The organism is Streptomyces canus 299MFChir4.1 (genome assembly GCF_000383615.1).
Classification (GTDB): Bacteria; Actinomycetota; Actinomycetes; order Streptomycetales; family Streptomycetaceae; genus Streptomyces; species Streptomyces canus_C.
The window spans coordinates 112395-139262 of the sequence record NZ_KB911603.1 but is presented as its reverse complement, the minus strand read 5'-3'; the positions used below and the strand labels follow the sequence as shown (position 1 = coordinate 139262).

Genomic DNA, 26868 nt, shown 5'->3' with positions numbered 1-26868 from the left:
CGTGACCTTCTCGGCGTTCGTCGACAGGGCGACGAAGTGCTTGGCGACGGCCTTGTCGTCGTGGAGTCCGGCGGGTCCGTCGAGCAGCCAGGTGCGGGCCGACGTGGCGTTCGTGATCGTCTCGATCGTGGTGAACGTCTTGGACGCGACGATGAACAGGGTCTCCGCCGGGTCCAGGTCCCGTACCGCCTCGTGCAGGTCGGCGCCGTCCACGTTGGACACGAAACGGAAGGTCAACTCCCGTGCCGTGTAGGCCCGCAGCGCCTCGTACGCCATCGCGGGGCCGAGGTCGGAGCCGCCGATACCGATGTTGACGACGTTCTTGATCCGCTTGCCGGTGTGGCCGGTCCACTCGCCGGAGCGCACCCGGTTCGCGAAGTCGCTCATCTTGTCGAGGACGGCGTGCACGCCCGGGACGACGTTCTCCCCGTCGACCTCGATCACCGCGTCGCGCGGGGCGCGCAGCGCGGTGTGCAGCACGGCCCGGTCCTCGGTGAGGTTGATCCGCTCGCCGCGGAACATGGCGTCGCGGAGCCCGAACACGTCGGTTGCGGTGGCCAGTTCCTGGAGCAGGGCCAGAGTCTCGTCGGTGATCAGGTGCTTGGAGTAGTCGATGCGCAGATCGCCCACGCGCACCACGTATCGCTCCGCGCGCCCCGGGTCCTGGTCGAACAGCTCACGCAGATGCGCGTGCTGCTCGGCTCGGTGGTCCTCCAGGGCCGTCCACTCGGGGCGGCGCGTCAGAAGAGGGGAGTCAGACATGAGCAGGGGTCTCCTTGCCGGCCTCGCCCCGCAGGGCCACGGCGTACATCTCGTCGGCGTCGAGGCGGCGGAGCTCCTCGGCGATGAGTTCGGAGGTGGTGCGGACCTTCAGCGCGAGGGTGCGCGACGGCTGGCCCGGCAGGGACAGCGTGGCCAGCGGGCCCTCGGGGCGGTCGATGACGACCTCGCCGTTCGCGGTGCCCAGGCGGACGGCCGTGACGACCGGACCGGCAGTGACCACGCGGTCGATCCTCACCCTCAGCCGCGCCTCCAGCCAGCGCGCGAGCAGCTCGGCGGCCGGGTTGTCGGCCTCGGCCTCCACGGCCCCGGAGATGACCTGCGCGCGGGCCTGGTCCAGCGCCGCCGCCAGCATCGAGCGCCACGGCGTCAGCCGGGTCCAGGCGAGGTCCGTGTCGCCCGGCGCGTAGGAGCGGACCCGGGTCGCGAGTACGTCGAGGGGGTTCTCGACGGCGTACAGGTCGGTGATCCGGCGCTGGGCCAGCGCGCCCAGCGGGTCCTTCGCGGGGTTCTCCGGCGCGTCCACCGGCCACCACACGACGACCGGGGCGTCGGGCAGCAGCAGCGGCAGCACGACGGAGTCGGCGTGGTCGGAGACCTCGCCGTAGGTCCGCAGGATGACCGTCTCGCCGGTGCCGGCGTCGGCGCCCACCCGGACCTCGGCGTCCAGCTTGGACGCCATCCGGTCGCGGGCGGTGCGGGCGTGCCGCTTGATGACGACCAGGGTGCGCGAGGGGTGCTCGTGCGAGGCCTCCTCGGCCGCCTTGATCGCGTCGTAGGCGTTCTCCTCGTCCGTGACGATCACCATCGTCAGGACCATGCCCACGGCCGGTGTGCCGATGGCGCGGCGACCCTGCACCAGCGCCTTGTTGATCTTGCTTGCCGTGGTGTCGGTCAGGTCGATCTTCATGGCCTGCGCCAGCTCCGTCCGTCTCGTGCGAGCATCTCGTCGGCTTCCTCGGGTCCCCAGGTACCCGACGCGTACTGCGCCGGACGGCCGTGGTTCGCCCAGTACTCCTCGATCGGGTCGAGGATCTTCCAGGACTCTTCCACTTCCTGGTGACGCGGGAACAGGTTGGCGTCCCCGAGGAGGACGTCCAGGATGAGCCGCTCGTACGCCTCCGGGCTGGACTCGGTGAACGACTCGCCGTAGGCGAAGTCCATCGTCACGTCCCGGATCTCCATCGAGGTGCCCGGCACCTTCGAGCCGAACCGGACCGTCATGCCCTCGTCCGGCTGCACCCGGATGACGATCGCGTTCTTGCCGAGCTCCTCGGTCGCCGTGTGGTCGAAGGGGGAGTGCGGGGCGGTCTGGAAGACGACGGCGATCTCGGTCACGCGCCGGCCCAGCCGCTTGCCGGTCCTCAGGTAGAACGGCACACCCGCCCAGCGGCGGTTGTCGACGTTCAGCCTGATGGCCGCGTATGTGTCCGTGGTGGAGGCGGGGTCGATGCCCTCCTCCTCCAGATATCCGACCACCTTCTCGCCGCCCTGCCAGGCGGCCGCGTACTGCCCGCGCACGGCGTGCTCGCCGATGTCCTCCGGCAGCTTCACGGCCCTGAGGACCTTCAGCTTCTCGGTGAGCAGCGACTCGGCGTCGAAGGCGGCCGGCTCCTCCATGGCGGTCAGCGCCATGAGCTGGAGCAGGTGGTTCTGGATGACGTCACGGGCGGCGCCGATGCCGTCGTAGTACCCGGCCCGGCCGCCGATGCCGATGTCCTCGGCCATCGTGATCTGCACGTGGTCGACGTACGAGCGGTTCCAGATCGGCTCGTACATCTGGTTGGCGAAGCGCAGCGCCAGGATGTTCTGGACGGTCTCCTTGCCCAGGTAGTGGTCGATGCGGAAGACCTGGTCCGGCTCGAACACGTCGTGCACGAGCGCGTTGAGCTCGCGGGCGCTCTTCAGGTCGCGGCCGAACGGCTTCTCGATGACCGCGCGCCGCCAGGACCCCTCCGGAGCGTTCGCCAGCCCGTGCTTCTTGAGCTGCTGGACGACCTTCGGGAAGAACTTCGGCGGTACGGAGAGGTAGAAGGCGTAGTTGCCGCTGGTGCCGCGGACCTTGTCCAGGTCGTCGACGGTCTGGCGCAGCCGCTCGAACGCCGTGTCGTCGTCGAAGTCGCCGGGGATGAACCGCATCCCCTCGGCGAGCTGCTGCCAGACCTCCTCGCGGAACTCGGTCCGCGCGTGCTCGCGCACGGAGTCGTGCACGATCTGCGCGAAGTCCTCGTCCTCCCAGTCCCGGCGGGCGAACCCGACGAGCGAGAAGCCCGGCGGGAGCATGCCGCGGTTGGCGAGGTCGTAGACGGCCGGCATCAGCTTCTTGCGGGACAGGTCGCCGGTGACACCGAAGATGACGAGCCCGGAGGGCCCGGCGATCCGGGGCAGACGCCGGTCGCGCTCGTCGCGCAGGGGGTTCTCCCAGTCGGCGGTGATGGTCATTCCGCGTCCACTCCCTTGCTGTTCAGCGACTTGGTGACGGCGTCAAGCAGGTCCTGCCAGGCCGCCTCGAACTTGGCGACGCCCTCGTCCTCCAACTGGCGTACGACCTCGTCGTACGAGATCCCCAGCGCCTCCACGGCGGCCAGGTCGGCGCGGGCCTGCGCGTAGCCGCCGGTCACCGTGTCGCCGGTGATCCGGCCGTGGTCGGCGGTGGCGTTCAGCGTGGCCTCCGGCATGGTGTTGACCGTGCCGGGCGCGACCAGGTCGTCGACATAGAGCGTGTCCTTGTAGGACGGGTCCTTCACGCCGGTCGAGGCCCACAGCGGACGCTGCTTGTTGGCGCGGGCGCCGCCGAGGGAGGTCCAGCGCTCCCCGCCGAAGACCTCCTCGTACGCCTGGTAGGCGAGCCGCGCGTTGGCGAGCGCCGCCCTGCCCTTGAGCGCGAGGGCCCGCTCCGTGCCGAGGACGGTGAGCCGCTTGTCGATCTCGGAGTCGACCCGGGAGACGAAGAAGGAGGCGACGGAGTGGATCGTGGAGAGGTCGAGGCCCTTCTTGGCCGCCTTCTCCAGACCGGCCAGGTAGGCGTCCATGACCTCGCGGTAGCGCTCCAGCGAGAAGATCAGCGTGACGTTGACGCTGATCCCGAGGCCGATGACCTCGGTGATCGCCGGGAGGCCCGCCTTGGTCGCCGGGATCTTGATCATGACGTTCGGGCGGTCCACCAGCCAGGCCAGCTGCTTGGCCTCGGCGATCGTCGCCCGGGTGTCGTGGGCCAGACGCGGGTCGACCTCGATGGAGACCCGGCCGTCCCGGCCGCCGGTGGCGTCGTGCACCGGACGCAGCACGTCGGCGGCGGCGCGGACGTCGGCCGTGGTCATCATCCGCACGGCCTCGTCCACCGTGACGCCCCGGGTGGCGAGGTCGGTCAGCTGCTCCTCGTAGCCCGCCCCGGAGCCGATGGCGGCCTGGAAGATGGACGGGTTGGTGGTGACGCCGACGATGTGCCGGGTGGCGACGAGCTCGGCCAGGTTCCCCGACTCGATCCGCTTGCGCGACAGGTCGTCCAGCCAGATGGAGACGCCCTCGTCGGACAGGCGCTTGAGTGCTCCCGCGGTCGCGGTCGCTTCGGTCACTGTGATCATCTTCTTTCTGGCGGTCGGATCAACCACGCGCGGCGGCCAGCGATTCCCTGGCTGCTGCGGCGACGTTCTCGGCGGTGAAGCCGTACTCGGCGAACAGGGTCTTCGCGTCGGCGGAGGCGCCGAAGTGTTCGAGGGAGACGATGCGTCCTGCGTCACCTGTGAAGCGGTACCACGTGAGACCGATGCCGGCCTCGATTGCGACGCGGGCTCGCACGGACGGCGGAAGGACGCGCTCCCGGTACTCCCGCGGCTGCTCCTCGAACCACTCCACGGACGGCATCGACACCACCCGGGTGCCGACCCCCTCCGCCTCCAGCTGCTCCCGCGCGGCGACGGCGAGCTGGACCTCGGAGCCGGTGGCGATGAGCACCACGTCGGGAATCTCCGTGGAGGACTCCCTGAGCACGTACCCGCCCTTGGCCGCGTCCGGGTTCGGCGCGTAGGTCGGCACCCCCTGGCGGGTGAGCGCGAGGCCGTGCGGGGCCGGGTCGGTGGCGTGCCGCTTCAGGATCTCGGCCCAGGCGATCGCGGTCTCGTTGGCATCGGCCGGACGGACGACGTTCAGGCCCGGGATGGCGCGCAGCGAGGCCAGGTGCTCGACCGGCTGGTGGGTCGGGCCGTCCTCGCCGAGGCCGATGGAGTCGTGCGTCCAGACGTAGGTGACGGGCAACTGCATCAGCGCGGACAGGCGGACCGCGTTGCGCATGTAGTCGGAGAACACCAGGAAGGTGCCGCCGTAGATCCGCGTGTTGCCGTGCAGCGCGATGCCGTTCATCGCGGCTGCCATCGAGTGCTCGCGGATTCCGAAGTGGACGGTACGGCCGTACGGGTCGGCCTCCGGCAGCGCGTTGCCCTTCGGCAGGAAGGAGCTCGTCTTGTCGATGGTGGTGTTGTTCGACCCGGCGAGGTCGGCGGAACCGCCCCACAGCTCGGGCAGCACCGGTCCCAGCGCCTGGAGGACCTTGCCGGAGGCGGCGCGGGTGGCGACGGAGCCGCCCTCCTCGAAGACCGGGATCGCGGACTCCCAGCCCTCGGGGAGCTGGCCGGCGACGATCCGGTCGAAGAGCTCGGCCCGCTCGGGCTGCTCACCGCGCCACCCGGAGATCTGCTTGTCCCAGGCCGCGTGCACTTCGGCGCCCCGGTCCAGGGCCAGCCGGGTGTGGCGGATGACCTCGTCCGTGACCTCGAAGCTCTTGTCCGGGTCGAAGCCCAGGACGCGCTTGGTGGCGGCGACCTCGTCGGCGCCGAGCGCGGAGCCGTGGGCGGCCTCGGTGTTCTGCGCGTTCGGGGCGGGCCAGGCGATGATCGTGCGCATCGCGATGATCGAGGGCCGCTCGGTCTCGGCCTGGGCCGCCTTCAGGGCCGCGTACAGGGCGTGTACGTCGATGTCGCCGTCGGCGCCGGGCTCGATGCGCTGGGTGTGCCAGCCGTAGGCCTCGTAGCGCTTCAGCACGTCCTCGGAGAACGCGGTGGCGGTGTCGCCCTCGATGGAGATGTGGTTGTCGTCGTAGACGAAGACCAGGTTGCCGAGCTTCTGGTGGCCGGCGAGGGAGGAGGCCTCGGCGGAGATGCCCTCCTCCAGGTCGCCGTCGGAGACGATCGCCCAGACGGTGTGGTCGAAGGGCGACTCGCCCTCGGGGGCCTCGGGGTCGAACAGGCCGCGCTCGTAGCGGGCGGCCATCGCCATACCGACCGCGTTGGCGACACCCTGGCCGAGCGGCCCGGTGGTGGTCTCGACGCCGGCGGTGTGCCCGTACTCGGGGTGACCGGGCGTCTTGGAGCCGTGGGTGCGGAAGGCCTTGAGGTCGTCGAGCTCCAGCTCGTACCCGGCGAGGTAGAGCTGGGTGTAGAGCGTCAGCGAGGTGTGCCCGGGGGAGAGGACGAAACGGTCACGACCGGTCCACTCGGGATCGGCGGGGTCGTGACGCATCACCTTCTGAAAGATCGTGTACGCCGCCGGCGCCAGGGCCATCGCGGTGCCCGGATGCCCGTTTCCGACCTGCTGCACGGCATCGGCCGCCAAGAGGCGGGCGGTGTCGACGGCACGCCGGTCGAGTTCGGTCCATTCGAAGCTGTCCGGTGTCTGCGTGCTCATCTTCAAGAAGTCCTCGATCGGAGCGGGAAAGCTGGCCTGTTGTGTTCAAACTTAAAAGTCTGACTTTTACGCGGGAAGGTCGCCGTGTGTCAGCCTGTGGTGAAAGTGGGACACGGAACGCTCCAGGCAGGCGGCACGAGCAGGACATGGCGGACAGAACACCCCAAGGCTCCATCCAAAGTGGAGACGGTGACGGCCAAGTGGACGGGATCAGAACGTTCCCCTTCCCCAGCGAGCTGAGTGTGTGCGGAGTCGGCATGCAAGTCGGCCCGATGGGAGCCGGACGCACCTGGCACGCGGATGCCCCGTTGGGGCGCGTGCACCGCATCGACTTCCATGTCGTGATGCTCTTCGACGGCGGCCCCGTCCGCCACATGATCGATTTCGCCGAGTACGAGGCGACGGCGGGCGACGTGGTGTGGATCCGCCCGGGCCAGGTCCACCGCTTCTCACCGACGAGCGAGTACCGCGGAACCGTGCTGACCATGCAGCCGGGCTTTCTGCCGCGGGCGACGGTGGAGGCGACCGGGCTCTACCGCTACGACCTCCCGCCACTGCTGCGGCCCTCCGACACCCAGTTGGCGGGGCTGAAGGCCTCCCTGGGTCTGCTGGAACGGGAGTACGAGGACACCTCGACCCTTCCGCTGAGCCTGCACACCTCGGTCCTGCGGCACGTGTTGACGGCGTTCCTGCTGCGCCTGGCCCACCTCGCGGCGAGTTCGGCGGAGGCCGGGCGGCGGGCCGAGTCGACGTTCACCCTGTTCCGGGACGCGGTGGAGAAGGGCTTCGCCACGAACCACAGTGTCAGTGCGTACGCCGACACGCTGGGCTACTCCCGCCGGACCCTGGTGCGTGCGGTGCGCGCCGCGACGGGGGAGACCCCCAAGGGCTTCATAGACAAGCGGGTCGTGCTGGAGGCGAAGCGGCTGCTGGCCCACACCGACATGCCGATCGGGCGGGTGGGGGCGGCGGTGGGGTTTCCCGACGCCGCGAACTTCTCCAAGTTCTTCCACCAGCACACCGACATGACACCGGCGGCGTTCCGGACGGAACTTCGATAGGAGCGGATCGAGTGGGCCCGCCTGCGTGACGTCGTCTTCGACTGCGCCCGCCCCGCCGCCACGGCCCGGTTCTGGGCGGCCGCGATGGACGGGTACGCCGTCGCCCCGTACGACGACGAGGAGTTGGCCCGTCTCAAGGCTCTCGGGATCACGGACGTCGAGGACGATCCGACCGTGCTCGTCGAGGCTTCGGGAGGTGGGCCGCGGCTGTGGTGCCAGCTGGTGCCGGAGGGCAAGAGCGGCAAGAACCGGGTGCACCTGGATCTGTCCGCCACGGACGTGGAGGCGGAGGCCGAGCGGCTCGTCGGGCTCAGTGCGACGGTGCGGGACCGATTTGCGGACCATCTGGTACTGGCCGATCCTGAGGGGAACGAGTTCTGCGTCGTCGGCCAGGACGGTTGACATCCCGCCAAACCGTCCGGCTCGACGCTCACTTGACCAATCCTTTGCTGTGCATGACCTGGGCGTGGGGCGATCTTTGCCCGGCGGAGCCCACGGTTCGCCCGGCCTTCACGTGGACCCGGCCGAGGGCCCCTAGGGTTGCGGCGCCGCTCCCCCCGAACGTCCGTCACCTCTGTCCGGAGGACAGTCATGGCCGCCGTCAAGGCACCTCAGCGCAACCGACGTTCCCTCTCCGCTCTCGCCGGAGCCCTCGCTCTCACCGCCACCTCGATCGGCGTGTGGGCCGCGACGGCTTCCACCGCCGAGGCAGCCGCTCTGCCCACCCCCGACCACGTGGTGGTCGTGGTGATGGAGAACCACGCCTACTCGCAGGTCATCGGAAGCTCCAGCGCCCCGTACCTCAACAACACCCTCAAGGCGGGTGGCGCCGAGCTCACCCAGTCCTACGGCCTCACCCACCCCAGTGAGCCGAACTACTACATGCTCTTCTCGGGCTCCAACCAGGGCCGCACCGACGACAGTTGTGTCGGGGTCGGTTCGATCAACAAGCCCAACCTCGCCTCCGAGCTGATCGCCGCGGGCCAGACCTGGGCGAGCTACAACGAGTCGCTGCCCAGCCAGGGTTCGACGACCTGCAGCAGCGGGAACTACGCGCAGAAGCACAACCCGTGGTTCGGCTTCTCCAATGTGCCGACCAGCACCGCGAAGACCTTCGCGCAGTTCCCGACCGACTACACGACCCTGCCCAAGGTGTCCTTCGTCGTCCCGAACCTGTGCAGCGATATGCACGACTGCTCGGTGTCCACGGGCGACACCTGGATCAAGAACAACCTGGGCGCCTACGCCACCTGGGCCAAGACCCACAACAGCATCCTCGCCGTCACCTTCGACGAGGACAACAAGCTCTCCGGCAACCGCATCCCCACCCTGTTCTACGGGCAGCACGTCGCCCCCGGCAGCACCAGCTCCACCACCTACAACCACTACAACGTGCTGCGCACGGTGGAGGACCTGGCCGGTCTGAGCGCCCACGCGGGCAACGCCGCCTCGGCCTCCGACATCACCGGCATCTGGAACTGACGCCGGTGTACCTCGCGGACTGCCGGAGCACGGGTTCCCGCGGCACCGAGGCCGCCGCCGTCCCGGACACCCGTCCGGGACGGCGGCCGGCCGCCGTGCCCTCCACCGTGCTGGCACTGGGCGCGGTCAGCCTGATCACGGACGTCTCCTCGGAGATGGTGACGGCCGTCCTGCCGCTGTACGTGGTCGCGGGCCTCGGCCTGACGCCCCTCGGCTTCGGTCTCCTCGACGGCATCAACAACGGCGTCGGCGCCCTCGTCCGGCTGGTCGGCGGCCACCTCGCCGACCGGGGAGGCCGGGGCCACAAGGTCGTGGCGGGCCTCGGCTACGGTCTGTCGGCGCTGTGCAAACCGCTGTTGCTCCTCGCCCACACCCTCCCCGTGCTCAGCGCCGTGCTCGCCGTCGACCGGACCGGCAAGGGGCTGCGCACCGCCCCGCGGGACGCGATGATCTCGCTGGCGACCGAACCCGCCCACAGGGGACGGGCGTTCGGCGTCCATCGCGCCATGGACACCACCGGTGCGCTCCTCGGCCCGCTCGTCGCCTTCGCCGTCCTGCGGGCCACCGTCGACGGCTACGACGCGGTCTTCGCGGTCAGCGGCTGCGTCGCCGCCCTCGGCGTCCTGGTGCTGGTGCTCTTCGTGCCCCGCAGGATCGACGCGCCCGCCGCCGTACGACGGCCTCCGCCGCCCGAGCCGGTCCACCCGCCGCAGCTGCGGGAGGCGATCGGGCTGCTGCGGCGGCCGGAACTGCGTCGGCTCACGGTGTGTGCGGCCCTGCTCGGCCTGACCACCGTCAGCGACTCCTTCCTGTATCTGCTGCTCCAGCGCGCGGGGAACCTGCCCGCGCACCTGTTCCCGCTGCTGCCGCTGGGCACCGCCGCCTGCTTCCTGCTGCTCGCCGTGCCGCTCGGCGCACTCGCCGACCGCGTCAGCCGCCGCCGGCTCTTCCTGGCCGGCCACGGTGTCCTGCTGCTCGGGTACGGCCTGGTGCTCTCCCCGTGGCACGGCGTCCCGGCCGTGATCGCCGTCCTCGTGCTGCACGGCACCTTCTACGCGGCCACCGACGGAGTGCTCGCGGCCGCCACCGCCGCCGTAGTCCCCGCCCGGCAACAGGGCGCGGGGCAGGCGCTGGTGGGCACCGGGCAGGCGCTGGCCCGGTTCGCCTGTTCGCTCGCCTTCGGCGCGGCCTGGAGCCTGTGGGGCGGGCGGACCGCGCTGGCCGTCACCGCGGCCGCGCTGGCCGTCAGCGCCGTCGTGGCCGTGTTCGTCCTGCGCGGCACGGACGAGACCCCCACCACCGACGAGGTGCCCGCATGACCCGAACGACCCGTCTGGTGACTCTGCTGGTCGCCGTCGTGCTGCTCGGCGCGGTCGGCGCCGGGTCGGTGCTGTACGCCGCCCACCGCTCGGGCCGGCGGGACCAGCAGCAGGCGGACGGTCCGACGGTACGAACCGGCACGGTCTCGCTCCGCCCGACGGCCGAGCGCCGCCTGCTGGTCCGCAACCTCGCCTGGGGCCCGCACCGCGACGAGATCGCCACCGTCCCCGCCGACGATCCGCAGGGCCCGCGCACCGCTTCGGGTGTGAAGTGCCTGCGCTTCCACGCGGCGGCCGGCACCGGCATCTGTCTCCAGGCCGTGCACGGGGCCCTGGAGGACACCTATCGCGCGGTGGTGCTCGACGCGCACCTGCGCGAACGCCACCGCTTCCCGGCGGCCGGCATCCCCACCCGGGCCCGGGTCTCGCCGTCGGGACACATGGTCGCCTGGACGGTGTTCGTCAGCGGGGACTCGTACGCCGGAACGAACTTCTCCACGCGTACGGCCGTCGTGGACACCCGTACCTGGGCGATCGACGACAACCTGGAGACCTTCCGCATCGTCAAGGACGGACGTGCCTACCACGCCGCCGACACCAACGTCTGGGGCGTCACCTTCGCCGACGACAACCGCTTCTACGCCACGCTGGCGACCGGCGGCCGGACGTATCTCGTACGGGGCGACGTCGCCGCACGCACCCTCACCACCCTGCACCGCAACGTCGAATGCCCCTCCCTCTCGCCCGACGGCACCCGCATCGCCTACAAGAAACGCGTCAAGGGGGCCTTTGCCGACGCCCCTTGGCGGCTGTACGTCCTGAATCTGCGCACCATGAAAGAAACCGCGACCGCCGAATCGCGCAACATCGACGACCAGGCACTGTGGGCCGACGACGGCACCCTCATCTACGCCCTCCCCGGCGACTACGGCTCCGACCTGTGGACCGTGCCCGCCGACGGGGGCGGAACGGCCCGGCGCCTGATGGCCTCCGCGGTCGCCCCCGCCTATCTGGGGTGACGCGGCACTGCCCCGAGGCCGCCCGCGAGCCCGCACGTGCGGCCTCGCGGGGGGTGTCTCAACGAGCCTTTCAGTGACCGAAGTTGAACCAGTTCACGTTCACGAAGTCGGCCGGCTGGCCGCTGGTGAAGGTGAGGTAGACGTTGTGGGTGCCGGTGACGGCGCCGATGTTCGCCGGGACCGTTCTCCAGGACTGCCAGCCACCGGTGTTGGCGAGGGCGAAGCTGCCGATCGGCGTGGCGGTACGACTGTCCAGGCGTACCTCGACCAGACCGCTGACCGCGCCCGCCGCGCCGCTCGCCACCCGCGCGACGAACTGGGTCGCCGCCGTGGAGCCGAAGTTGACGTTCTGGTAGAGCGCCCAGTCGCCGTTGGCCAGGGAGGCGATGTTCTGGCCGCCGCCGGTGTCGGTCGTGGTCTCGGTGCCGACACCGCTCTGGCTGTTGAAGGACTCCGCCTGGATGGTGCCGTACGCGTCGACGCCTCCCGTGGGCGGTGGTGTGGTACCGCTCCCATTCGCCGACAGCACCTGGACGTAGTCCACGACCATGGGCACGCCGGACTGGGTGCCGGAATCGAGGCCGCCGCCGAACGCGTCCGGGAAGGCGCCGCCCATCGCCACGTTGAGGATGAGGAAGTAGCCGTGGTTGGTGGCGTTGGCCCAGGTCGTGGCGTCCATCTGGCTCGCGTTGACCGAGTGGAACTGGGTGCCGTCGACGTAGAAGCGGATCGTCTCGGGGCTCACCGAGCGGTCCCACTCCATGGTGTAGGTGTGGAACGCCGACTGGCAGGTCGAGCCCGGACAGGCGACGTTGTTGCCGATGCCCGTCGTCTCGTTGCACGGTCCGCCCGGGTTGGTGCCGCAGTGCATCGTGGCCCACACCCGGTTCATGCCCTGGACGTTCTCCATGATGTCCAGCTCGCCGACGCTCGGCCAGTTCTGGTAGTTGCCGCGGTAGGGGGCGCCCAGCATCCAGAAGGCGGGCCAGTAGCCCTCGGCGGCGGTGCCGGTGACGTTGGGCATCTGGATACGTGCCTCGACGCGCAGCTTGCCGCCGGACGGGGGCCGGAAGTCGGTGCGGTTGGTCTCGATACGGCCCGAGGTCCAGTTGCCGGCCGAGTCGCGGAGGGGGGTAATGCGCAGGTTGCCGTTGCCGTCGAGGGCGACGTTGCTCGTGCTGTTGGTCATCCTCTCGACCTCGCCGGTGCCCCAGTTGGCGGGGCCGCCCGGGTAGGAAGTGCCGGTCGCGTACTGCCAGTTGGAGGTGGAGACGCCGGTTCCCGCGGAGCCGTTGAAGTCGTCGAGGAAGACCTGCGACCAGCCCGTGGGAGGCGTGGGGGCGGAGGCGTCGGCGGGAAGGGTGGCGGCCGTCGCGAGGGCGGCGGCCAGTCCGAGGGTGCTCAGCACGGCGACGAGGGCCCGTCGCCGTCTGGGTATGCCGGAGGTTTCGCTCATGGGGATGCCTCTCGGGTACGGGGTGGGGGTGCGGATGCCCTTCGAGCACGCTCTGAGAGCGCTCTCAAAGTGCGCCCAATGTGCTCTCGGCCACTCCGGTCGTCAAGAGGTGAAACCGTGAAAGTCGCTGCGACGCAGGTGAGTTCAGTCCGTGAATCCGGATGTGCTGGCCTTCGCGGCGAGGGGTCGCCACGTGTTCCAGGTGTCGAGGCGCTGTCGGTAGGCGGCCTCGACGACGGGATAGGGGTAGGTGCCGAGGAAGAGCCGCGGGGGCGGTTCGGAGGTGTCGACCGGTTCGAGGACGACTTCGGCAGCCCGCCGGCCGTTCCCGGACTGGCCCGAGATCGCCGCGCAGACCGCCGCGGCGCTGCACGCCGAGGCCGACCCGCGTGATCCCCGGGCCGCCCGGCTCGTCGCCGAACTGCGGGCGGACGAGGACTTCCGGGGCCTCTGGGCGCGGCACGACGCGCGGCCCGCCCGCGACGAACTCAAACGCTTCGCGCACCCGGCCGCCGGGGAGTTCGCCCTGCGGCGGCAGGCGCTCACCGTGGGGGCGCCGAGCAGCAGGTGATCCCCGCACGCTGCCGGAGCACCGCCATCCGTCGCCGTCAGGCGCTCGTCGACACGGTCCGCTCGGACGTGGGCGCCTCCCGCAGCCCGAACCGGTCGTGCACCCTGCGCAGCGGCTTCGGCGCCCACCATGCACGTCGGCCGAGCAGCGCCATGGTCGCCGGGACCAGCAGCATCCGCACGACCGTCGCGTCGACCAGCACCGCCAGGGTCAGACCGAGACCGATCTGGAGGATGGGGGAGAACCCGCCGGTCATGAAGGCTCCGAACACGATCGCGAGGAGCAGCGCGGCACAGGTGACGACCCGCCCCGACCGCCGCAGCCCCGTCACGACGGCCGCGTGGTCGTCGCCGTCGCGCTGCCGGGCCTCCCGCATCCGGGCCAGGATGAACAGCTCGTAGTCCATGGCGAGCCCGAAGGCGATCGACACGATCAGCGGCGGGGCGGTCAGGCTCAGCGCGCCCAGGCCCTCGCCGCCGAGCAGTCCGGCCCCGTGGCCGTCCTGGAAGACCCACACCACCACGCCGAGCGCCGCGCCCAGGCTGAGCAGGGTGGCCGCGATCGTGCGCAGCGGGATCAGCACCGAGCCGGTGAAGGCGAACAGCAGGACGAGAACGGCGGCCAGGACGGTCAGCGCCGCCCAGGGCGCCCGGTCGGCGAGCATCGCGCGGAAGTCGACCAGCCGGGCCGCGACCCCGGTCACCTCGACGGGCCGGTCGCCGCGCAGCTCCCGTACCCGCTCGACCAGGTCGGTGGCCGCCTCGCCGTCCACCGTGCCGGGCGGCCGCAGTTCCACGACGGTGTTGCCGCCCGGCAGGTCACGGGACTCGGCGTTCGGAACCAGGGCGCGGACGCGGTCGGCGGTCGCGGGGTCGGTGCCGGGCTTGAGGACGACGACCACGGGGGAGACCCCGGTGCCCTTCGGGAAGTGCGCGTCGACGGTGTCGTACAGCTGCCGTGCCTCGGTGCCGGACGGCAGTTGCCGGGCATCCCCGATGGCGATCCGCATGCCGGTCACCGGCAGGGCCAGGAGCAGCAGGACCGGGACGACGGTGACCAGGACGGCGACCCGGCGGCGCTGCGCGAAGCGGGCGAGGCGGGCGAAGACGCGGCCCTCCTCGTCCTCGGAACGCGCCTTCGAGGGCCGGATCCGCCCGCCGAACTTCGTGAGCAGCGCGGGCAGCAGCGTCACCGCGGCCAGCATGTCGACCACCACGACGGCGGCGACGGCCAGGCCCATGCTGCGCAGGAACACGCTCGGGAAGACCAGCAGGCCGGTCAGGCTGACGGCCACGGTGAGGCCGGAGAACAGGACGGTCCGGCCGGCCGCGTCGACCGCGCGGTGCACGGCCGCCACCACGTCGTCGGTGTGCCGTCGTTCCTCGCGGAAGCGGACCAGTGTCAACAGGGCGTAGTCGACGGCGAGTCCGAGGCCGAGCATGGTGGTGACCTGGATCGCGTACACCGAGATGTCGGTCACCTGGCTGAAGGCGAACAGCCCGAGGAAGGCACCCGCGATCCCGCTCACCGCTACCACCAGCGGCAGCGCTGCGGCGCGCAGTCCGCCGAACACGACGAGCAGCAGGGCGAGTACGACCGGCAGGGAGATCAACTCGGCGTTCTTCACGTCCTCCTGGGCGCGTTCCCCGAGCTGGCGGCCCAGCAGTTCGCCGCCGCTGACGTGGACGTCGGGTGCGTCGATCCGCTTGATCGTGTCGACGGCCGCGTCGGTCGCCTTCTCCTCGTCCTCGTCGCTGAGGCCGCCCTCGAAGGTGACGGGGATGATCAGGGCCCGGCCGTCGCGGGCGGTGAGACCGGGGGTGGTGTACGGGTCCGGCACGCCGGCCACCCCCGCGATCTCGCGGACCCGGGCGACGGTCCGCTCCACCTGGGCGCGCAGGGCCGCGTCGGAGACGGCCTCGCCCGCGACGACCGCGGTGACGGACTCGCCGGTCGGGTCCACACCGGAGAGGTAGTCGTCAGCCGTGTCGGACTCGGTGCCCGGCACGTCGGGCACATCGTCGGAGAGGTCGGCGAAGACGCCGGTACCGAGGCCGAAGCCCAGCAGCAGGAAGGCGGCCCAGAGGCCGATGACGGTCAGCGGGCGGCGGGTCGCCGCCCGGGCGAGGGTGGAGAGCACGGGGGCCTCCCGGCGGGTGGTCGGTGGTCGATGGCCCCCTCAGACTGCTGCCGGCGGCGTGATCACCGGATCGCCGGGGCGGGCGGTTTCGGCGCCTCCGCCGTACGGGTGAGGCGGGGCGGTTCCTCACTCCCGCGGGGGAGGAATCCTCGGCACCGGTCGAGGAGTTGACCCGAGGGACACCATCCAGGAGGCCCGCATGTCCGAGGTACCCCCCGCCGTCCGTGAACTCCGTCTCGTCGTCACGGCGGAGGACTACGACGAGGCGCTGCGCTTCTACCGGGACGTTCTCGGTCTGCCCCAGCGGGCCGCGTTCTCGTCGCCGGACGGCAGAGTCACCATCCTGGAGGCGGGGCGCGCCACGCTGGAGCTCACCGACCCGAACCACGCGGCCTTCATCGACGAGGTAGAGGTCGGCAGGCGGGTCGCCGGGCACATCCGGGTGGCGTTCGAGGTGGACGACTCGACGGCGACCACGGCGAGGCTGGCCGAGGCCGGGGCGGAAGTAGTCGCCCAGCCGACCCGCACGCCGTGGAACTCGCTCAACTCCCGGCTGGAAGCACCGGGTTCACTCCAGCTCACCCTCTTCACCGAACTCGGGGACTAGGGGGCGCCCGGCGTCACCAGGCCCGTCTCGTACGCGCGGATCACCGCCTGGACCCGGTCCCGCAGCCCCAACTTGCTCAGGACGTTGCTCACATGGGTCTTCACCGTGTGCTCGCTCACGAACAGGGTCGTGGCGATCTCCGCGTTGGACAGGCCCCGGGCCAGCATCCGCAGGATCTCCACCTCGCGGGCCGTCAGGACGTCCAGGCGGTCGGGGGCGGGCTCGGTGGCGGCCTCCTCGCGGCGGCGGCGCACGATGTCCGCGACCAGGCGGCGGGTGATCGTCGGCGCGAGCAGCGAGTCGCCGCCCGCCACCACGCGGACCGCGTGCACGAGGTCGTCCCGGCGGACGTCCTTGAGGAGGAAGCCGCTGGCTCCGGCGTACAGGGCGTCGTACACGTACTCGTCGAGGTCGAACGTGGTCAGCATGACCACCTTGCAGCTCGACCGCGCGCACACCCGCCGGGCCGCCTCCAGACCGTCCATGACGGGCATCCGGATGTCGAGGAGGAGGACGTCGGGCGTGTGCCTGCACACCGCGGCCACCGCCTCGGCGCCGTCCCCGGCCTCGGCGACCACCTCGATGTCCTGCTGCGCCTCCAGGATCATGGTGAAGCCGCTGCGGACCAGTTCCTGGTCGTCGGCGACGACCACCCGGATGCTCACCCGAGGGCCGCTTCCCGGTCCGCGCCGGCGGGCAGCCGTACGACGACCCGGAAGCCCCCCTGCGGACCCGGCCCGGCCTCCGCGCTGCCCCCGCAGGCGGCCGCCCGCTCCCTGAGGCCGATCAGTCCGTGGCCGCCGCTCGTGCGCGCGGGGCCTCTGCCGTCGTCGGTGACCGTGAGGGTCAACTCGTCCTCCGCCCAGTCGAGTTCCACCTGTGCGCAGGAAGCGTACGCGTGCTTCACCGTGTTGGTGAGGGCTTCCTGCACCGCGCGATAGGCGGCCACCTCGGTGTCCGGGGGGAGCGGACGGGACCGGCCGCGTACGCTCAACTCGACCCGCAGGGACGTCGATGCGGCGACCTGCCGGACCAGATCGGGCAGCCCGGCGAGATCCGGCTGCGGCAGCCGGGCGGCGCCGCCCCGGCGCTCCTCCTCCTTCAACACCCCGAGGATGCGCCGCAGTTGGGCCATGGCGTCCCGCCCGCTGGCCGCGATCGCGTCGAACGCCGCCTCGGCGCGGTCCGGGTCGCTGCGCACCACGACCGGTCCGGCCTCCGCCTGGACGACCATCAGGCTGACCGCGTGCGCGAGGATGTCGTGCATGTCCCGGGCGATGCGGGAGCGTTCCTGGGCGATGGCCCGCGCGGTCTCCGCGGCCCGCTCCCGTTCGAGGCGGCGCGCCCGGTCCTCGACGGCGGCGGTGTACGCGCGCTGGACGCGGGCCAGTAGGCCGAGGCCGTAGGCGCAGATCATGCCGGTGAGGTGGAAGGCGTACTCGAAGGGCTCGGAGTGCTCCTTGTGCCGCATGGTCAGCACGGCCCCGAGCAGCCAGCTCGCCAGCATCGTGCGGCGCTGCCAGGGCAGGCCCTGGGCGGCCATGGTGTAGAGGACGACGAGCCCGCCGTAGAGCACGTCCGGCGGTGGCGCGTGGTAGTAGGCCATCGCCGTGGTCGCCGCCGAGACGGCCAGGGCGCAGGCGTAGGGGAAGCGGCGGCGCCAGACCAGGGGGACGGCGGTGGCGGCCCCCAGCAGCCAGCCCACCAGGCTCAGCGGGTCGTCGCCCTCGTCCGGGAACATCCACTGCAGGGACGCGGCGAACAGCACCAGTGCGGCGAGCGCGCTGTCGACGACGTACGGGTTCGTCGTCCTCAGACGGGTCACGACGGGGGCGTACCAGGACCGGACGGCGGACATGAGCGGCTCCTCGGGGCCGGGGCCGTTCCAGTATCACGAGGCCGGTGCGGCCGGGACCTCACCGGTGAGAGGGATATCCGGCGCCCGAACGGGGTGCGACCGTCGGCTGCCAGCCCAGCGCCCGCGAGATCCCCAGCGCCGCGAGCCGGACCGCCGGGATCAACGCCGGCACCTGGGCGTCGGCCTGGGGCACCACGACCGACACGGCCGCGACCACCGTCCCGTCCGGCCCGCACACGGGCGCCGCCACCGACAGGGCGTCGTCGGTGACCTGACGGCTGCTCACCGCGACACCGGTGCGCCGGACCTCGGCCAGGACGCGGCGCAGCGCCGAGGGCTCGGCGATCGTGTACGGCGTGAAGACGGCGAGCGGGGTCGCGCAGTACTCCTCCTGCTCCCGCGGCTCGCAGTGCGCCAGCAGCACCAGGCCGACCCCGGTGGCGTGCAGCGGCCAGCGCGCCCCCACCCGGATGTGCACGCCCACCGACGAACGCCCCGCGATCCACTCGATGTAGACGACGTCCGCGCCGTCCCGCACCGCCAACTGCACGTTCTCGTGGGTCGCTTCGTACAGGTCCTCCAGATACGGCAGTGCCAGCTGCCTGAGCGCGACCCCGCGCGGCGCGAGCGCGGCGACCTCCCAGAGGCGGAGTCCGACGTGGTAGACCCCGTCCTCATCCCGCTCCAGCGCACCCCAGTCGGTCAGCGCGCCCACCAGCCGGTGCGTGGTCGTCAGCGTCAGCCCGGCACGCCGGCTGATGTCGGTCAGCGACAGCGCCGGATGGTCGTGGTCGAACGCGGCGAGCACGGACAGCAGCCGGTCCGGTGCGGAGCGGGGCGTCATGGCTGGTCGACGACTCTCAGCAGCAGGGACTGGAGGGTGTCGCGCTCGGCGGGGTCCAGCGGCGCGAGCAGGTCGTTGGTCACCCGGCGGCCGGCCTCGTCGGTGCCGCGCAGGAAGGCCCGGCCCTGGTCGGTGAGGACGACGATCTTGCCGCGGCGGTCGTCGGGGGAGGGGCGGCGCTCGGTCATCCCCAGCTTCTCCAGGTCGTCGACCAGGCCGACGATCGCGCTCGGGTCGTAACCGAGCCGTGTGCTCAGCTCCCGCTGGAGGGCGCCCTCGGAGCCGGCGAGATAGCGCAGGACCGCGTAGTGCCGCAGCCGCAGCCCCGACTCCTGGAGGAACGTGTTGAACAGCTGGCCCGAGCGCAGACCCAGGCGGTACAGCAGATAACCGGTGTCCGCGTGCAGCCCGCGCATCCACGGCTCCTCCGAGTCGATGGGCTTCGCGGTGACGTGCTGGCGTGTGATGGCGGGCTCCTCGTGCTCGGTGTGTCAGGGAGATTCCAGCATGACGCACCCGAAGGTCGCCAACAACTATTGACGTCACCAATCATTGCTCTTAGCTTCGATCTCGTAGCCGCACCCCTCGGCAAGTCGCACCCCCAAGCATCCGTTCGTGAAGGGACCCCCTCGTGCCCAGCATCGATCTCACCGGCAAGGTCGCCGTCGTCACCGGCAGCGGCCGGGGCCTCGGCCTCGCCTACGCGCACGCCCTCGCCGCCCACGGCGCCCGCGTGGTCGTCAACGACGTCGACGAGGCGGTCGCCGACCAGGCGGTGAAGTCCATCGCCGAGGCGGGCGGCACCGCCGTCGCCGAGGTCGTCCCGGTCGGCACCACCGAGGCCGCGGAGCGGCTGGTCAACCGGGCGGTGGAGGAGTTCGGACGGCTCGACATCCTGGTCACCAACGCGGGCATCCTGCGCGACAAGGTGCTGTGGAAGATGACCGACGACGACTTCGACGCGGTGATCACCACCCACCTCAAGGGCACCTTCACCTGCGCCCGCGCCGCCGCGGTCCGGATGCGCGAGCAGGGCGAGGGCGGCACCCTGATCCTGGTCGGCTCCCCGGCCGGGCAGCGCGGCAACTTCGGGCAGACGAACTACGCCGCCGCCAAGGCCGGCATCGCCGCCTTCGCCCGCACCTGGTCGATGGAGCTGGGCCGCGCGAACATCACGGTCAACGCGATCGTGCCGGTCGCCGCCACCGCGATGACCGAGACCATCCCCGCCTTCGCCCCGTACGTCGAGGCCATGAGGAACGGCGAGCCGCTCCCGGACTTCCTCCGCAAGGGCGAGGGCTTCGGCACCCCCGAGGACTGCGCGGCCCTCGTCCCCTTCCTCGCCTCCGAGGCCGCCCGGTCCATCACCGGCCAGGCCATCGGCATCGGCGGCGACAAGGTGGCACTCTGGTCGCATCCGCAGGAGATCAGGACGGCGTACGCCGACGGCGGCTGGACCCCCGACACCCTGGCCGACGCCTTCCCGACGTCGGTCGGCGCCGAGCTCCAGACGGTCGGCATCCCGGCACCGAAGCTTCCGGAGGCCTGATGGACATCGACGAGCTGGTCGCCATCGACGTGCACACCCATGCGGAGGTCTCCTCCAAGGGCCACTCCTCGCTGGACGACGACCTGCACGACGCCTCCTCCGCGTACTTCAAGGTCGAGGGCAAGCGGAAGCCGACCCTGGAGGAGACCGCCGCCTACTACCGCGAGCGGAAGATGGCCGCCGTGATCTTCACGGTGGACGCCGAGTCCGCGACCGGCACCGCGCCCGTCCCGAACGAGGAGGTCGCCGAAGCGGCCGCCGCCAACTCGGACGTGCTGATCCCCTTCGCCTCCATCGACCCCTTCCGCGGGAAGGCGGGCGTCAAGCAGGCCCGCCGACTGATCGAGGAGTACGGGGTGAAGGGCTTCAAGTTCCACCCCAGCATCCAGGGCTTCTTCCCCAACGACCGCTCGGTCGCGTACGACCTCTACGAGGTCATCGAGGAGACCGGCACGATCGCCCTCTTCCACACCGGGCAGACCGGCATCGGCGCCGGAGTCCCGGGCGGCGGCGGCATCCGCCTGAAGTACTCGAACCCCCTGCACGTCGACGACGTGGCGGCCGACTTCCCGCACCTGAAGATCATCCTGGCGCATCCGTCGTTCCCCTGGCAGGACGAGGCCCTCGCGGTCGCCACCCACAAGCCGGGCGTGCACATCGACCTGTCCGGCTGGTCGCCGAAGTACTTCCCGCCGCAGCTCGTGCAGTACGCGAACACGCTGCTCAAGGACAAGGTCCTCTTCGGCTCCGACTTCCCCGTCCTCACCCCCGACCGCTGGCTCGCCGACTTCGCGAAGCTGTCGATCAAGGACGAGGTGAAGCCGAGGATCCTCAAGGAGAACGCCGCCCGTCTGCTCGGGCTGACCAAGCCGTAAGGGGCCCCAGATGCGCAACGAGGGACTGGGTTCGTGGCCCGCACGCCGGGCCCGCAAGACCCCGCACCGCACCGCCCTGATCCACGGCGACACCACGCTCACTTACGCCGCCCTGCACACCCGCGTCACCCGCCTCGCGCACGCCCTGCGCGCCCGGGGCATCCGGCGCGGCGACCGGATCGGCTATCTGGGCCCCAACCACCCCTCCTACCTGGAGACGCTGTTCGCGGCCGGCACCCTCGGCGCGGTCTTCGTCCCCCTCAACACCCGCCTCGCCGGACCGGAGATCGCCTACCAGCTCTCCGACTCCGGGGCCAGGGCGCTGGTCTACGGCCCCTCGCACGCGGGGCTCGTCGCCGGACTGCCGGGCAGCACCGATGTCCGTACGTACGTCGAAGCGGGCGCCGAGTACGAGCAGTTGCTCGCCGAGTCCCCGGCCGAGCCGATCGACGAGCCGGTCGCGCCCGACGACACCTGCATCATCATGTACACCTCGGGCACGACCGGACGCCCCAAGGGCGCCATGCTCACCCACGGCAACCTGACGTGGAACGCGATCAACGTCCTCGTCGACACCGACCTGATCGCCGACGAACGCGCCCTGGTGTCCGCCCCGTTGTTCCACACGGCGGGCCTCAACATGCTGACGCTCCCGGTGCTGCTCAAGGGCGGCACCTGCGTCCTCGTCGAGGCCTTCGACCCCGACGCCACCTTCGACCTGATCGAACAGCACCGGATCACCTTCATGTTCGGGGTGCCGACGATGTTCGAGCAGGTGGCGCGGCACCCGCGCTGGGCGGGCGCGGACCTGTCCTCGCTGCGCATCCTGACCTGCGGCGGCTCCCCGGTGTCGACCCCCCTCATCGCCGCCTACCAGGAGCGAGGGCTCACCTTCCTCCAGGGCTACGGCATGACGGAGGCCTCGCCCGGAACCCTGTTCCTGGACGCCGAGCACGCCCTCGGCAAGGCGGGTTCGGCGGGTGTGCCGCACTTCTTCACCGATGTCCGGGTGGTACGGCCGGACCTGGCGCCCGTCGGCATCGACGAGACCGGCGAGGTCGTGCTCCGGGGCCCGAACGTCATGCCCGGCTACTGGGGGCTGCCCGAGGAGACCGCCGCCTCCTTCGCGGACGGCTGGTTCCGCAGCGGGGACGCGGCCCGGGTCGACGAGGACGGATACGTCTTCATCGTCGACCGCATCAAGGACATGATCATCTCCGGCGGCGAGAACATCTACCCCGCCGAGATCGAGGACCTGCTCCTCGGCCACCCGGACATCGCCGAGTGCGCGGTCATCGGCGTCCCGGACGACAAGTGGGGCGAGGTGCCGCGGGCGGTCGTCGTCCCCCGCGAGGGCACCGTGCCCGACCCCGACGAGGTCCTGGCCTCTCTGGCCGGCCGACTCGCCAAGTACAAGATCCCCAAGTCGGTGGTGGTCGCGGACGAACTCCCGCGCACCGCCTCCGGAAAGCTCCTCAAGTCCCGGGTGCGCAAGCGCTACGGCTCCGACTCCTGAGTAAGGACAGCTACATGAGCGTCACCGTGAACGGCATCGACGAACTGAAGAAGCTCGCCGGCAGCGACCTCGGCACCAGCGAGTGGATCGAGGTCACCCAGGAGCGCATCGACACCTTCGCCGACGCCACCGGCGACCACCAGTGGATCCACGTGGACCCCGAGCGCGCCAAGGACGGCCCGTTCGGCGCCCCTATCGCCCATGGTTACCTGACCCTGTCCCTGTTCATCCCCCTGTTCACCGAACTCCTGGACGTCCAGGGCGTGACGACGAAGGTCAACTACGGCCTGAACAAGGTCCGTTTCCCCTCGCCGGTGAAGGTTGGCTCCCGCATCCGTCTGGTCGCCAAGCTGACGGACGTCGAGGAGGTGCCCGGCGGTGTCCAGATCACCGTCGACGGGGCGATCGAGATCGAGGGCGGCGCGAAGCCGGCGGCGGTGCTTCAGAGTCTTTCCCGGTTCTACGCCTGAGTCCCCCGGGGGCGGTGGGGAACCGCGGGGCCGTCGTGGCTGGTCGCGCCCACGCGGCGGAGCCGCACATCAACACAGCCCCGCGCCCCTTTCGGGGCGCTCGCCTCAGCCGGTGACGTCGACGAACACGGGGTTCGAGTAGAACCACGTGTCCACCCACGGGTCACCGTCGCCCGGTGCGTGCGGAATCGGGCCGTGCGGGTCGACCCAGGCACCGAGGTAGCCCGTGCCGTTCCGCTTGCCGTCGCTGCCGCGCAGCCGGACGTAGAAGGACTCGTCCCCCGCGGTCAGCGGGATGCGCAGGGTGTACGTCCCCTTCCGGCCGGAGACGTCCCTCGTCCGCACGACCCTGGTGTCGGGCGCCTGCCAGGTGTCCCGGTCGCTCACCGGACCGCGCACCGCGCCCCGGATCACGTCCACATGCGCCAACTCGGGCAGGATGCCCTGGGGGTTGGGGCGGGAGGCGCTGGTGACGGTGACGTACAGCGTGATCTTCTCGCCCTTGCGGACCCGCAGCCGTCCGCCCAGTGTGACCCCGCGCCCGGGGTCGCAGTCCCGCTTCACGCGCACGTCGAGCCCGTCGAGCAGATGCCCGTGGTCCACCCAGACCCGTCCCGCGCGCAGGCCCGCCATCACCGCGCGGTAGCCGTAGCGGGTCACGCCGACATGGGTGCGGCTGAACTCGCCCGGCCAGAAGTCGCTGCCGGGCTGCGGGGTGTCGGTGTTCACGGGGTCGGGGAGCTTGCCGGTGTTGTCGAAGTTCTGGCCGGCCGGCCAGTCGCCGTTCTTCCAGGTGTCGAAGACCGTGCGGTGGTTGTCGGAGTTCGTGGTGATCGAGAACAGTCTGCCTTCGGCCAGCATCGAGTCCCACAGCCCGCCGACGGTGGCCGTCGCCCAGTCGAAGCCGCCGTACGTCAGATACGCGTCAGCCGGATAACCCGCCCAGGACTGCGCCGACGGCTTGTTCTCGTACTCGCCGCGGATCGAGGTAGCCCCGCGCAAGCTGGGGATCGCCGCGCCCTGGGCGCCCGGTGCGCCCTCCATGCCGATCAGGATCTCGGGGGCCGCGTCCCGCCAGCCCCGCATCTCGTGCGGGGAGTCGATGCCGAGCCGCAGCGGGTGGTTGGCGAGCACGAGGACGTCGTCCACGTAGCCCGAACGGCGCTGCTCCGCCAGCCACTTGATCGCCTTGACCGCGTGGGCCTCGTTGCGGGCTGTGTCCGTCGCTCCGGCCGAGCCCTCGGTGTAACCGAGCAGCTTGCCGTCGTAGGCGAGCTCGAACTGGGTGAGCAGGTCGGTCTCGTGGGGGCCGGGAGCCGCGAACACCGTGCAGTGCTCGGCGGCCGGGATGTACCACTCCAGGCCCTGGAGGATCAGCTGGCGCGGGTTCTCCGAGCGGGCCTTCACGATCTCCGCGTGCTCCAGCTTCGCGCCGTAGTTGGCGTGGCCGAAGTTGGAGTGCTCGTTGAACACCATCCAGTCGAGGCCGTACTTCGCGGCGGCCTTCGCCTGCTGGGAGAAGGTGTACTTGGCGTCGTGGCTGTAGACGGAGTGGACGTGGTGGTCGCCGACGAGGTAGGCGAGCCGGGGGTCGTCGCCGCCGAAGCCGGGGCGGCTCGAAGCGGCCAGTGCCGGAGTGGCCGACCCCAGCGTGAACGCTGCGCCGAACAGGCCCGCTCGGCGCAGGAGTCCGCGTCTCGACACGCCCTGGGCGTCGAGATCGGTGGGGGAGACGGAGGGGTCGGCCCAGGAGGGGAGCTGCTGCTCGGTCATGGTGATCCTCGCGAAACAGGGGGTCAGTGAGTCATGAAGGAGGAGACGGGCAGCGCCCGCGACACGATCCGGACGTCGCCGAGCCGTCCGTGGAAGATCTGGTCGATCCTGTCGGCGTAGGTGTAGCCGCCCACCAGCCACGGCAGCCCGACCGAGGTGATCCCGACGGCGGACGCCTTCGGATTGCGGACCACCGGGCAGCCCTGGACGTACAGCGTGGTGTGCCGGCCGTCGTTGACGACGGCGAGGTGCCACCAGGTCTCCAGCGGTGTCTCCTGGCCCCAGTTGGTGGCGATGCCCTCCTGGTTGAGCGGCCGCATGGCCCACTGCGGCTCCCGGTCGTTGGAGAGCGACAGCGTGGCGAGCGGTTCGTCGGGGTCGTCGCCGGTCTTGCCGGCGGCGCCGCCGGTTCCCCGCCGACTGACCAGTCCCGCCCAGGCGTTGTGGTCCGGGTCCCAGTCGGCGGGCATGCGGTAGAACACCTCGATGGTGTAACCGTCCTTGAACACCGCCGAGTTGAGCGGTGCCTTGTCGACCGTCCGCAGATAGGCGCCCTTCAGGGGCGACTTGTAGCCCTGGAACTCCAGGCTGCCGTGGCCGGGCTGGTCGGGGTGGTGGTCCGCGGACCAGCCGAGCGAGCCGCCGCCGACCGACACCACGGTGAGGTCGTTGCCCTTGCCGGACTGGTCGCGGACCGTGCCGGAGAGCGCGGAGTCGAAGCGCCAGTAGGCGGCCGTGCCCGGGATCAGCAGGCGGGACGCGGGGCGGGCCGCGCGGGCGGGCACCGGGTCGAAGCCGGCGAAGCGCGTCGCGAAGTCGATGTCGACCGAGAACCGGTCGGCGTCGCCGCTGAGTTCGATCTCCTGCCGCTCCAGCTCGTTGAGGCCCTTCCCGGCCCGGCCGAGGATCCACGGGGAGACCGTCTCCACGTCGATCACGCCACGGTCGAGGTCGAAGCGGTACAGGCGGATCATGGCCGCCCCGCCGAAGTACCGGTTCTGGTAGTTCGTCAGGTGCAGGTGGACGTCGTGGCCCGCCGTGTTCGTGCGGGTCGCCCGGCCGGCGGGCCAGTAGTGGCCGTTGAGGGTGAGGAAGATCTGGTCGTGGTCCTTGACGAGCTGGTCCCACAGCTGCTGACCGTAGTCCGAGAGGCTGTCGTCCTCGACGACCAGCTCGTGCGTGGTCAGGATCACCGGGGTCTTCGGGTGGGCGGCCAGGACGCTCTTCGCCCAGGCGTACCCCTTGTCCGACAGCCGCCAGTCCAGGGCGAGCACCATCCACTCGCGGCCCGCGGCCTTGAACAGGTGGTACGTGTTGTAGCCGTCCGCGGAGGCGCCCCCGAACGACTTGTGGCCCTTGAAGCGGTCCGGACCGAACACGTCCAGGTACGGTGTCGCACCGCGCTGGTCGGTGGTGGACGACTTCACGTCGTGGTTGCCCGCGAGGACGCTGTAGCCGACCCCGCGCCGGTCCAGCAGCCTGAACGCCTCGCCGATCGCGGCGAACTCGGGCGCCGCGCCGTTCTGGGTGAGGTCGCCGAGGTGCGACAGGAAGACGATGTTCTCGTCGTTCTCGTCCTTGCAGTGCTCCAGCAGGTAGCGCAGCGAGGCCTCGACCGGGGCCTTGTCGATGCTCGGCCCGTCGAAGAGGTACTGGGTGTCGGGCATGACGGCGAGCGTGAACCGCCGGCTCTCCGTGTCAGGACGCCAGGACGCACCCGAGGCGGCCTCGGCCACCGTGGGCAGCGCGACCCCGGCCGTGGCGGCCGCGCCCAGCAGCGCCGTCGCCCGCAGGAAACCGCGTCTTCCGGCACCGGCCTGCGCGGCCTCGGCCTGATTCTGGTCATGCGAAGTGCACACGTGTGCTCCG

24 protein-coding genes are annotated in these 26868 nt (G+C 71.0%); 11 read left to right on the top strand and 13 right to left on the bottom strand.

Features of this window, described 5'->3' with window-relative positions:
• From H293_RS0134075 to tkt, 5 genes are all read right to left on the bottom strand, one after another.
• On the bottom strand, positions 1-762 hold a 762-nt coding region (locus tag H293_RS0134075; RefSeq protein WP_020122298.1), incomplete at its 3' end, for a hypothetical protein.
• Positions 755-1690, bottom strand: coding sequence for a glucose-6-phosphate dehydrogenase assembly protein OpcA (gene opcA / locus H293_RS0134070; RefSeq protein WP_020122297.1), 936 nt, complete (start codon positions 1688-1690; stop codon positions 755-757). The genes H293_RS0134075 and opcA, both read right to left, overlap by 8 nt.
• Positions 1687-3222, bottom strand: a complete 1536-nt coding sequence (zwf, locus tag H293_RS0134065; RefSeq protein ID WP_020122296.1) for a glucose-6-phosphate dehydrogenase — start codon at positions 3220-3222, stop codon at positions 1687-1689. The genes opcA and zwf overlap by 4 nt, the downstream gene beginning before the upstream one ends.
• On the bottom strand, positions 3219-4364 hold the full coding sequence (gene tal, locus H293_RS0134060; protein ID WP_028808440.1) for a transaldolase: 1146 nt from the start codon (positions 4362-4364) through the stop codon (positions 3219-3221). The genes zwf and tal overlap by 4 nt, the downstream gene beginning before the upstream one ends.
• A gap of 19 nt (positions 4365-4383) precedes the next feature.
• Positions 4384-6459: a transketolase gene (gene tkt, locus H293_RS0134055; RefSeq protein ID WP_020122294.1), complete on the bottom strand. Its 2076-nt coding sequence runs from the start codon at positions 6457-6459 to the stop codon at positions 4384-4386.
• 146 nt (positions 6460-6605) lie between these two features.
• Here tkt and H293_RS0134050 point away from each other — a divergent pair, with 146 nt between their 5' ends.
• The 5 genes from H293_RS0134050 (at position 6606) to H293_RS0134030 (ending at position 11340) form a co-directional block, all read left to right on the top strand.
• Positions 6606-7520, top strand: coding sequence for a helix-turn-helix domain-containing protein (locus H293_RS0134050; protein WP_028808439.1), 915 nt, complete (start codon positions 6606-6608; stop codon positions 7518-7520).
• Positions 7521-7526: 6 nt separating this feature from the next.
• Positions 7527-7922, top strand: a complete 396-nt coding sequence (locus tag H293_RS0134045; RefSeq protein WP_028808438.1) for a VOC family protein — start codon at positions 7527-7529, stop codon at positions 7920-7922.
• A 189-nt stretch (positions 7923-8111) separates the two neighbouring features.
• Positions 8112-9002 (top strand): alkaline phosphatase family protein, encoded by an 891-nt coding sequence (locus H293_RS0134040; RefSeq protein WP_020122291.1) that lies wholly within the window; start codon positions 8112-8114, stop codon positions 9000-9002.
• Between the two features lie 5 nt (positions 9003-9007).
• Positions 9008-10321, top strand: coding sequence for an MFS transporter (locus H293_RS0134035; RefSeq protein WP_020122290.1), 1314 nt, complete (start codon positions 9008-9010; stop codon positions 10319-10321).
• Positions 10318-11340 carry a TolB family protein gene (locus H293_RS0134030; protein ID WP_020122289.1) on the top strand — a complete coding sequence of 341 codons (1023 nt, stop codon included), beginning with the start codon at positions 10318-10320 and terminating at the stop codon, positions 11338-11340. The genes H293_RS0134035 and H293_RS0134030 overlap by 4 nt, the downstream gene beginning before the upstream one ends.
• A 70-nt stretch (positions 11341-11410) precedes the next feature.
• On the opposite strand, the gene H293_RS0134025 is transcribed toward H293_RS0134030, so the two are convergent.
• Complete coding sequence (locus tag H293_RS0134025) at positions 11411-12796, bottom strand: glycoside hydrolase family 16 protein (RefSeq protein ID WP_020122288.1); 1386 nt, start codon at positions 12794-12796, stop codon at positions 11411-11413.
• A gap of 250 nt (positions 12797-13046) precedes the next feature.
• Between H293_RS0134025 and H293_RS0134020 the strand changes: the two genes are divergently transcribed.
• Positions 13047-13367: an MmyB family transcriptional regulator gene (locus H293_RS0134020; protein WP_259294584.1), complete on the top strand. Its 321-nt coding sequence runs from the start codon at positions 13047-13049 to the stop codon at positions 13365-13367.
• A gap of 37 nt (positions 13368-13404) precedes the next feature.
• Here H293_RS0134020 and H293_RS0134015 read toward each other — a convergent pair whose 3' ends face one another.
• Positions 13405-15507, bottom strand: coding sequence for an MMPL family transporter (locus H293_RS0134015; RefSeq protein WP_020122286.1), 2103 nt, complete (start codon positions 15505-15507; stop codon positions 13405-13407).
• Positions 15508-15706: 199 nt separating this feature from the next.
• Here H293_RS0134015 and H293_RS0134010 point away from each other — a divergent pair, with 199 nt between their 5' ends.
• The gene (locus tag H293_RS0134010; protein WP_020122285.1) at positions 15707-16114 is read left to right on the top strand and encodes a VOC family protein; all 408 of its coding nucleotides are present in this window, start codon (positions 15707-15709) and stop codon (positions 16112-16114) included.
• On the opposite strand, the gene H293_RS0134005 is transcribed toward H293_RS0134010, so the two are convergent.
• Genes H293_RS0134005 through H293_RS0133990 form a run of 4 tightly spaced genes read right to left on the bottom strand, consistent with a single transcriptional unit; the run spans position 16111 to position 19232 of the window.
• Positions 16111-16779 carry a response regulator gene (locus H293_RS0134005; RefSeq protein ID WP_020122284.1) on the bottom strand — a complete coding sequence of 223 codons (669 nt, stop codon included), beginning with the start codon at positions 16777-16779 and terminating at the stop codon, positions 16111-16113. The two genes, H293_RS0134010 and H293_RS0134005, sit on opposite strands and share 4 nt — an antisense overlap.
• Positions 16776-17972, bottom strand: coding sequence for a sensor histidine kinase (locus H293_RS0134000; RefSeq protein ID WP_020122283.1), 1197 nt, complete (start codon positions 17970-17972; stop codon positions 16776-16778). Before H293_RS0134000 ends, H293_RS0134005 begins: the two co-directional genes overlap by 4 nt.
• A 58-nt stretch (positions 17973-18030) precedes the next feature.
• Positions 18031-18816, bottom strand: a complete 786-nt coding sequence (locus tag H293_RS0133995; RefSeq protein ID WP_020122282.1) for an IclR family transcriptional regulator — start codon at positions 18814-18816, stop codon at positions 18031-18033.
• Positions 18813-19232 (bottom strand): MarR family winged helix-turn-helix transcriptional regulator, encoded by a 420-nt coding sequence (locus tag H293_RS0133990; RefSeq protein WP_020122281.1) that lies wholly within the window; start codon positions 19230-19232, stop codon positions 18813-18815. The genes H293_RS0133995 and H293_RS0133990 overlap by 4 nt, the downstream gene beginning before the upstream one ends.
• A 215-nt stretch (positions 19233-19447) precedes the next feature.
• On the opposite strand from H293_RS0133990, the gene H293_RS0133985 reads away from it, so the two are divergent.
• The 4 genes from H293_RS0133985 to H293_RS0133970 are packed head-to-tail and all read left to right on the top strand — an operon-like array spanning position 19448 to position 23226.
• On the top strand, positions 19448-20365 hold the full coding sequence (locus tag H293_RS0133985) for an SDR family NAD(P)-dependent oxidoreductase (protein WP_020122280.1): 918 nt from the start codon (positions 19448-19450) through the stop codon (positions 20363-20365).
• Positions 20365-21240, top strand: a complete 876-nt coding sequence (locus H293_RS0133980; RefSeq protein WP_020122279.1) for a 4-hydroxyphenyl-beta-ketoacyl-CoA hydrolase — start codon at positions 20365-20367, stop codon at positions 21238-21240. Before H293_RS0133985 ends, H293_RS0133980 begins: the two co-directional genes overlap by 1 nt.
• A 10-nt stretch (positions 21241-21250) precedes the next feature.
• A complete protein-coding gene (locus H293_RS0133975) occupies positions 21251-22756 on the top strand; it encodes an acyl-CoA synthetase (RefSeq protein ID WP_020122278.1) in 1506 nt (501 codons plus the stop codon).
• A 14-nt stretch (positions 22757-22770) separates the two neighbouring features.
• Positions 22771-23226: a MaoC family dehydratase gene (locus H293_RS0133970; protein WP_020122277.1), complete on the top strand. Its 456-nt coding sequence runs from the start codon at positions 22771-22773 to the stop codon at positions 23224-23226.
• Between the two features lie 105 nt (positions 23227-23331).
• Here H293_RS0133970 and H293_RS0133965 read toward each other — a convergent pair whose 3' ends face one another.
• The gene (locus tag H293_RS0133965; protein ID WP_020122276.1) at positions 23332-24999 is read right to left on the bottom strand and encodes a PHP domain-containing protein; all 1668 of its coding nucleotides are present in this window, start codon (positions 24997-24999) and stop codon (positions 23332-23334) included.
• Between the two features lie 23 nt (positions 25000-25022).
• Positions 25023-26858 carry a LamG-like jellyroll fold domain-containing protein gene (locus H293_RS0133960; RefSeq protein WP_020122275.1) on the bottom strand — a complete coding sequence of 612 codons (1836 nt, stop codon included), beginning with the start codon at positions 26856-26858 and terminating at the stop codon, positions 25023-25025.
• Positions 26859-26868: the final 10 nt, after the last annotated feature.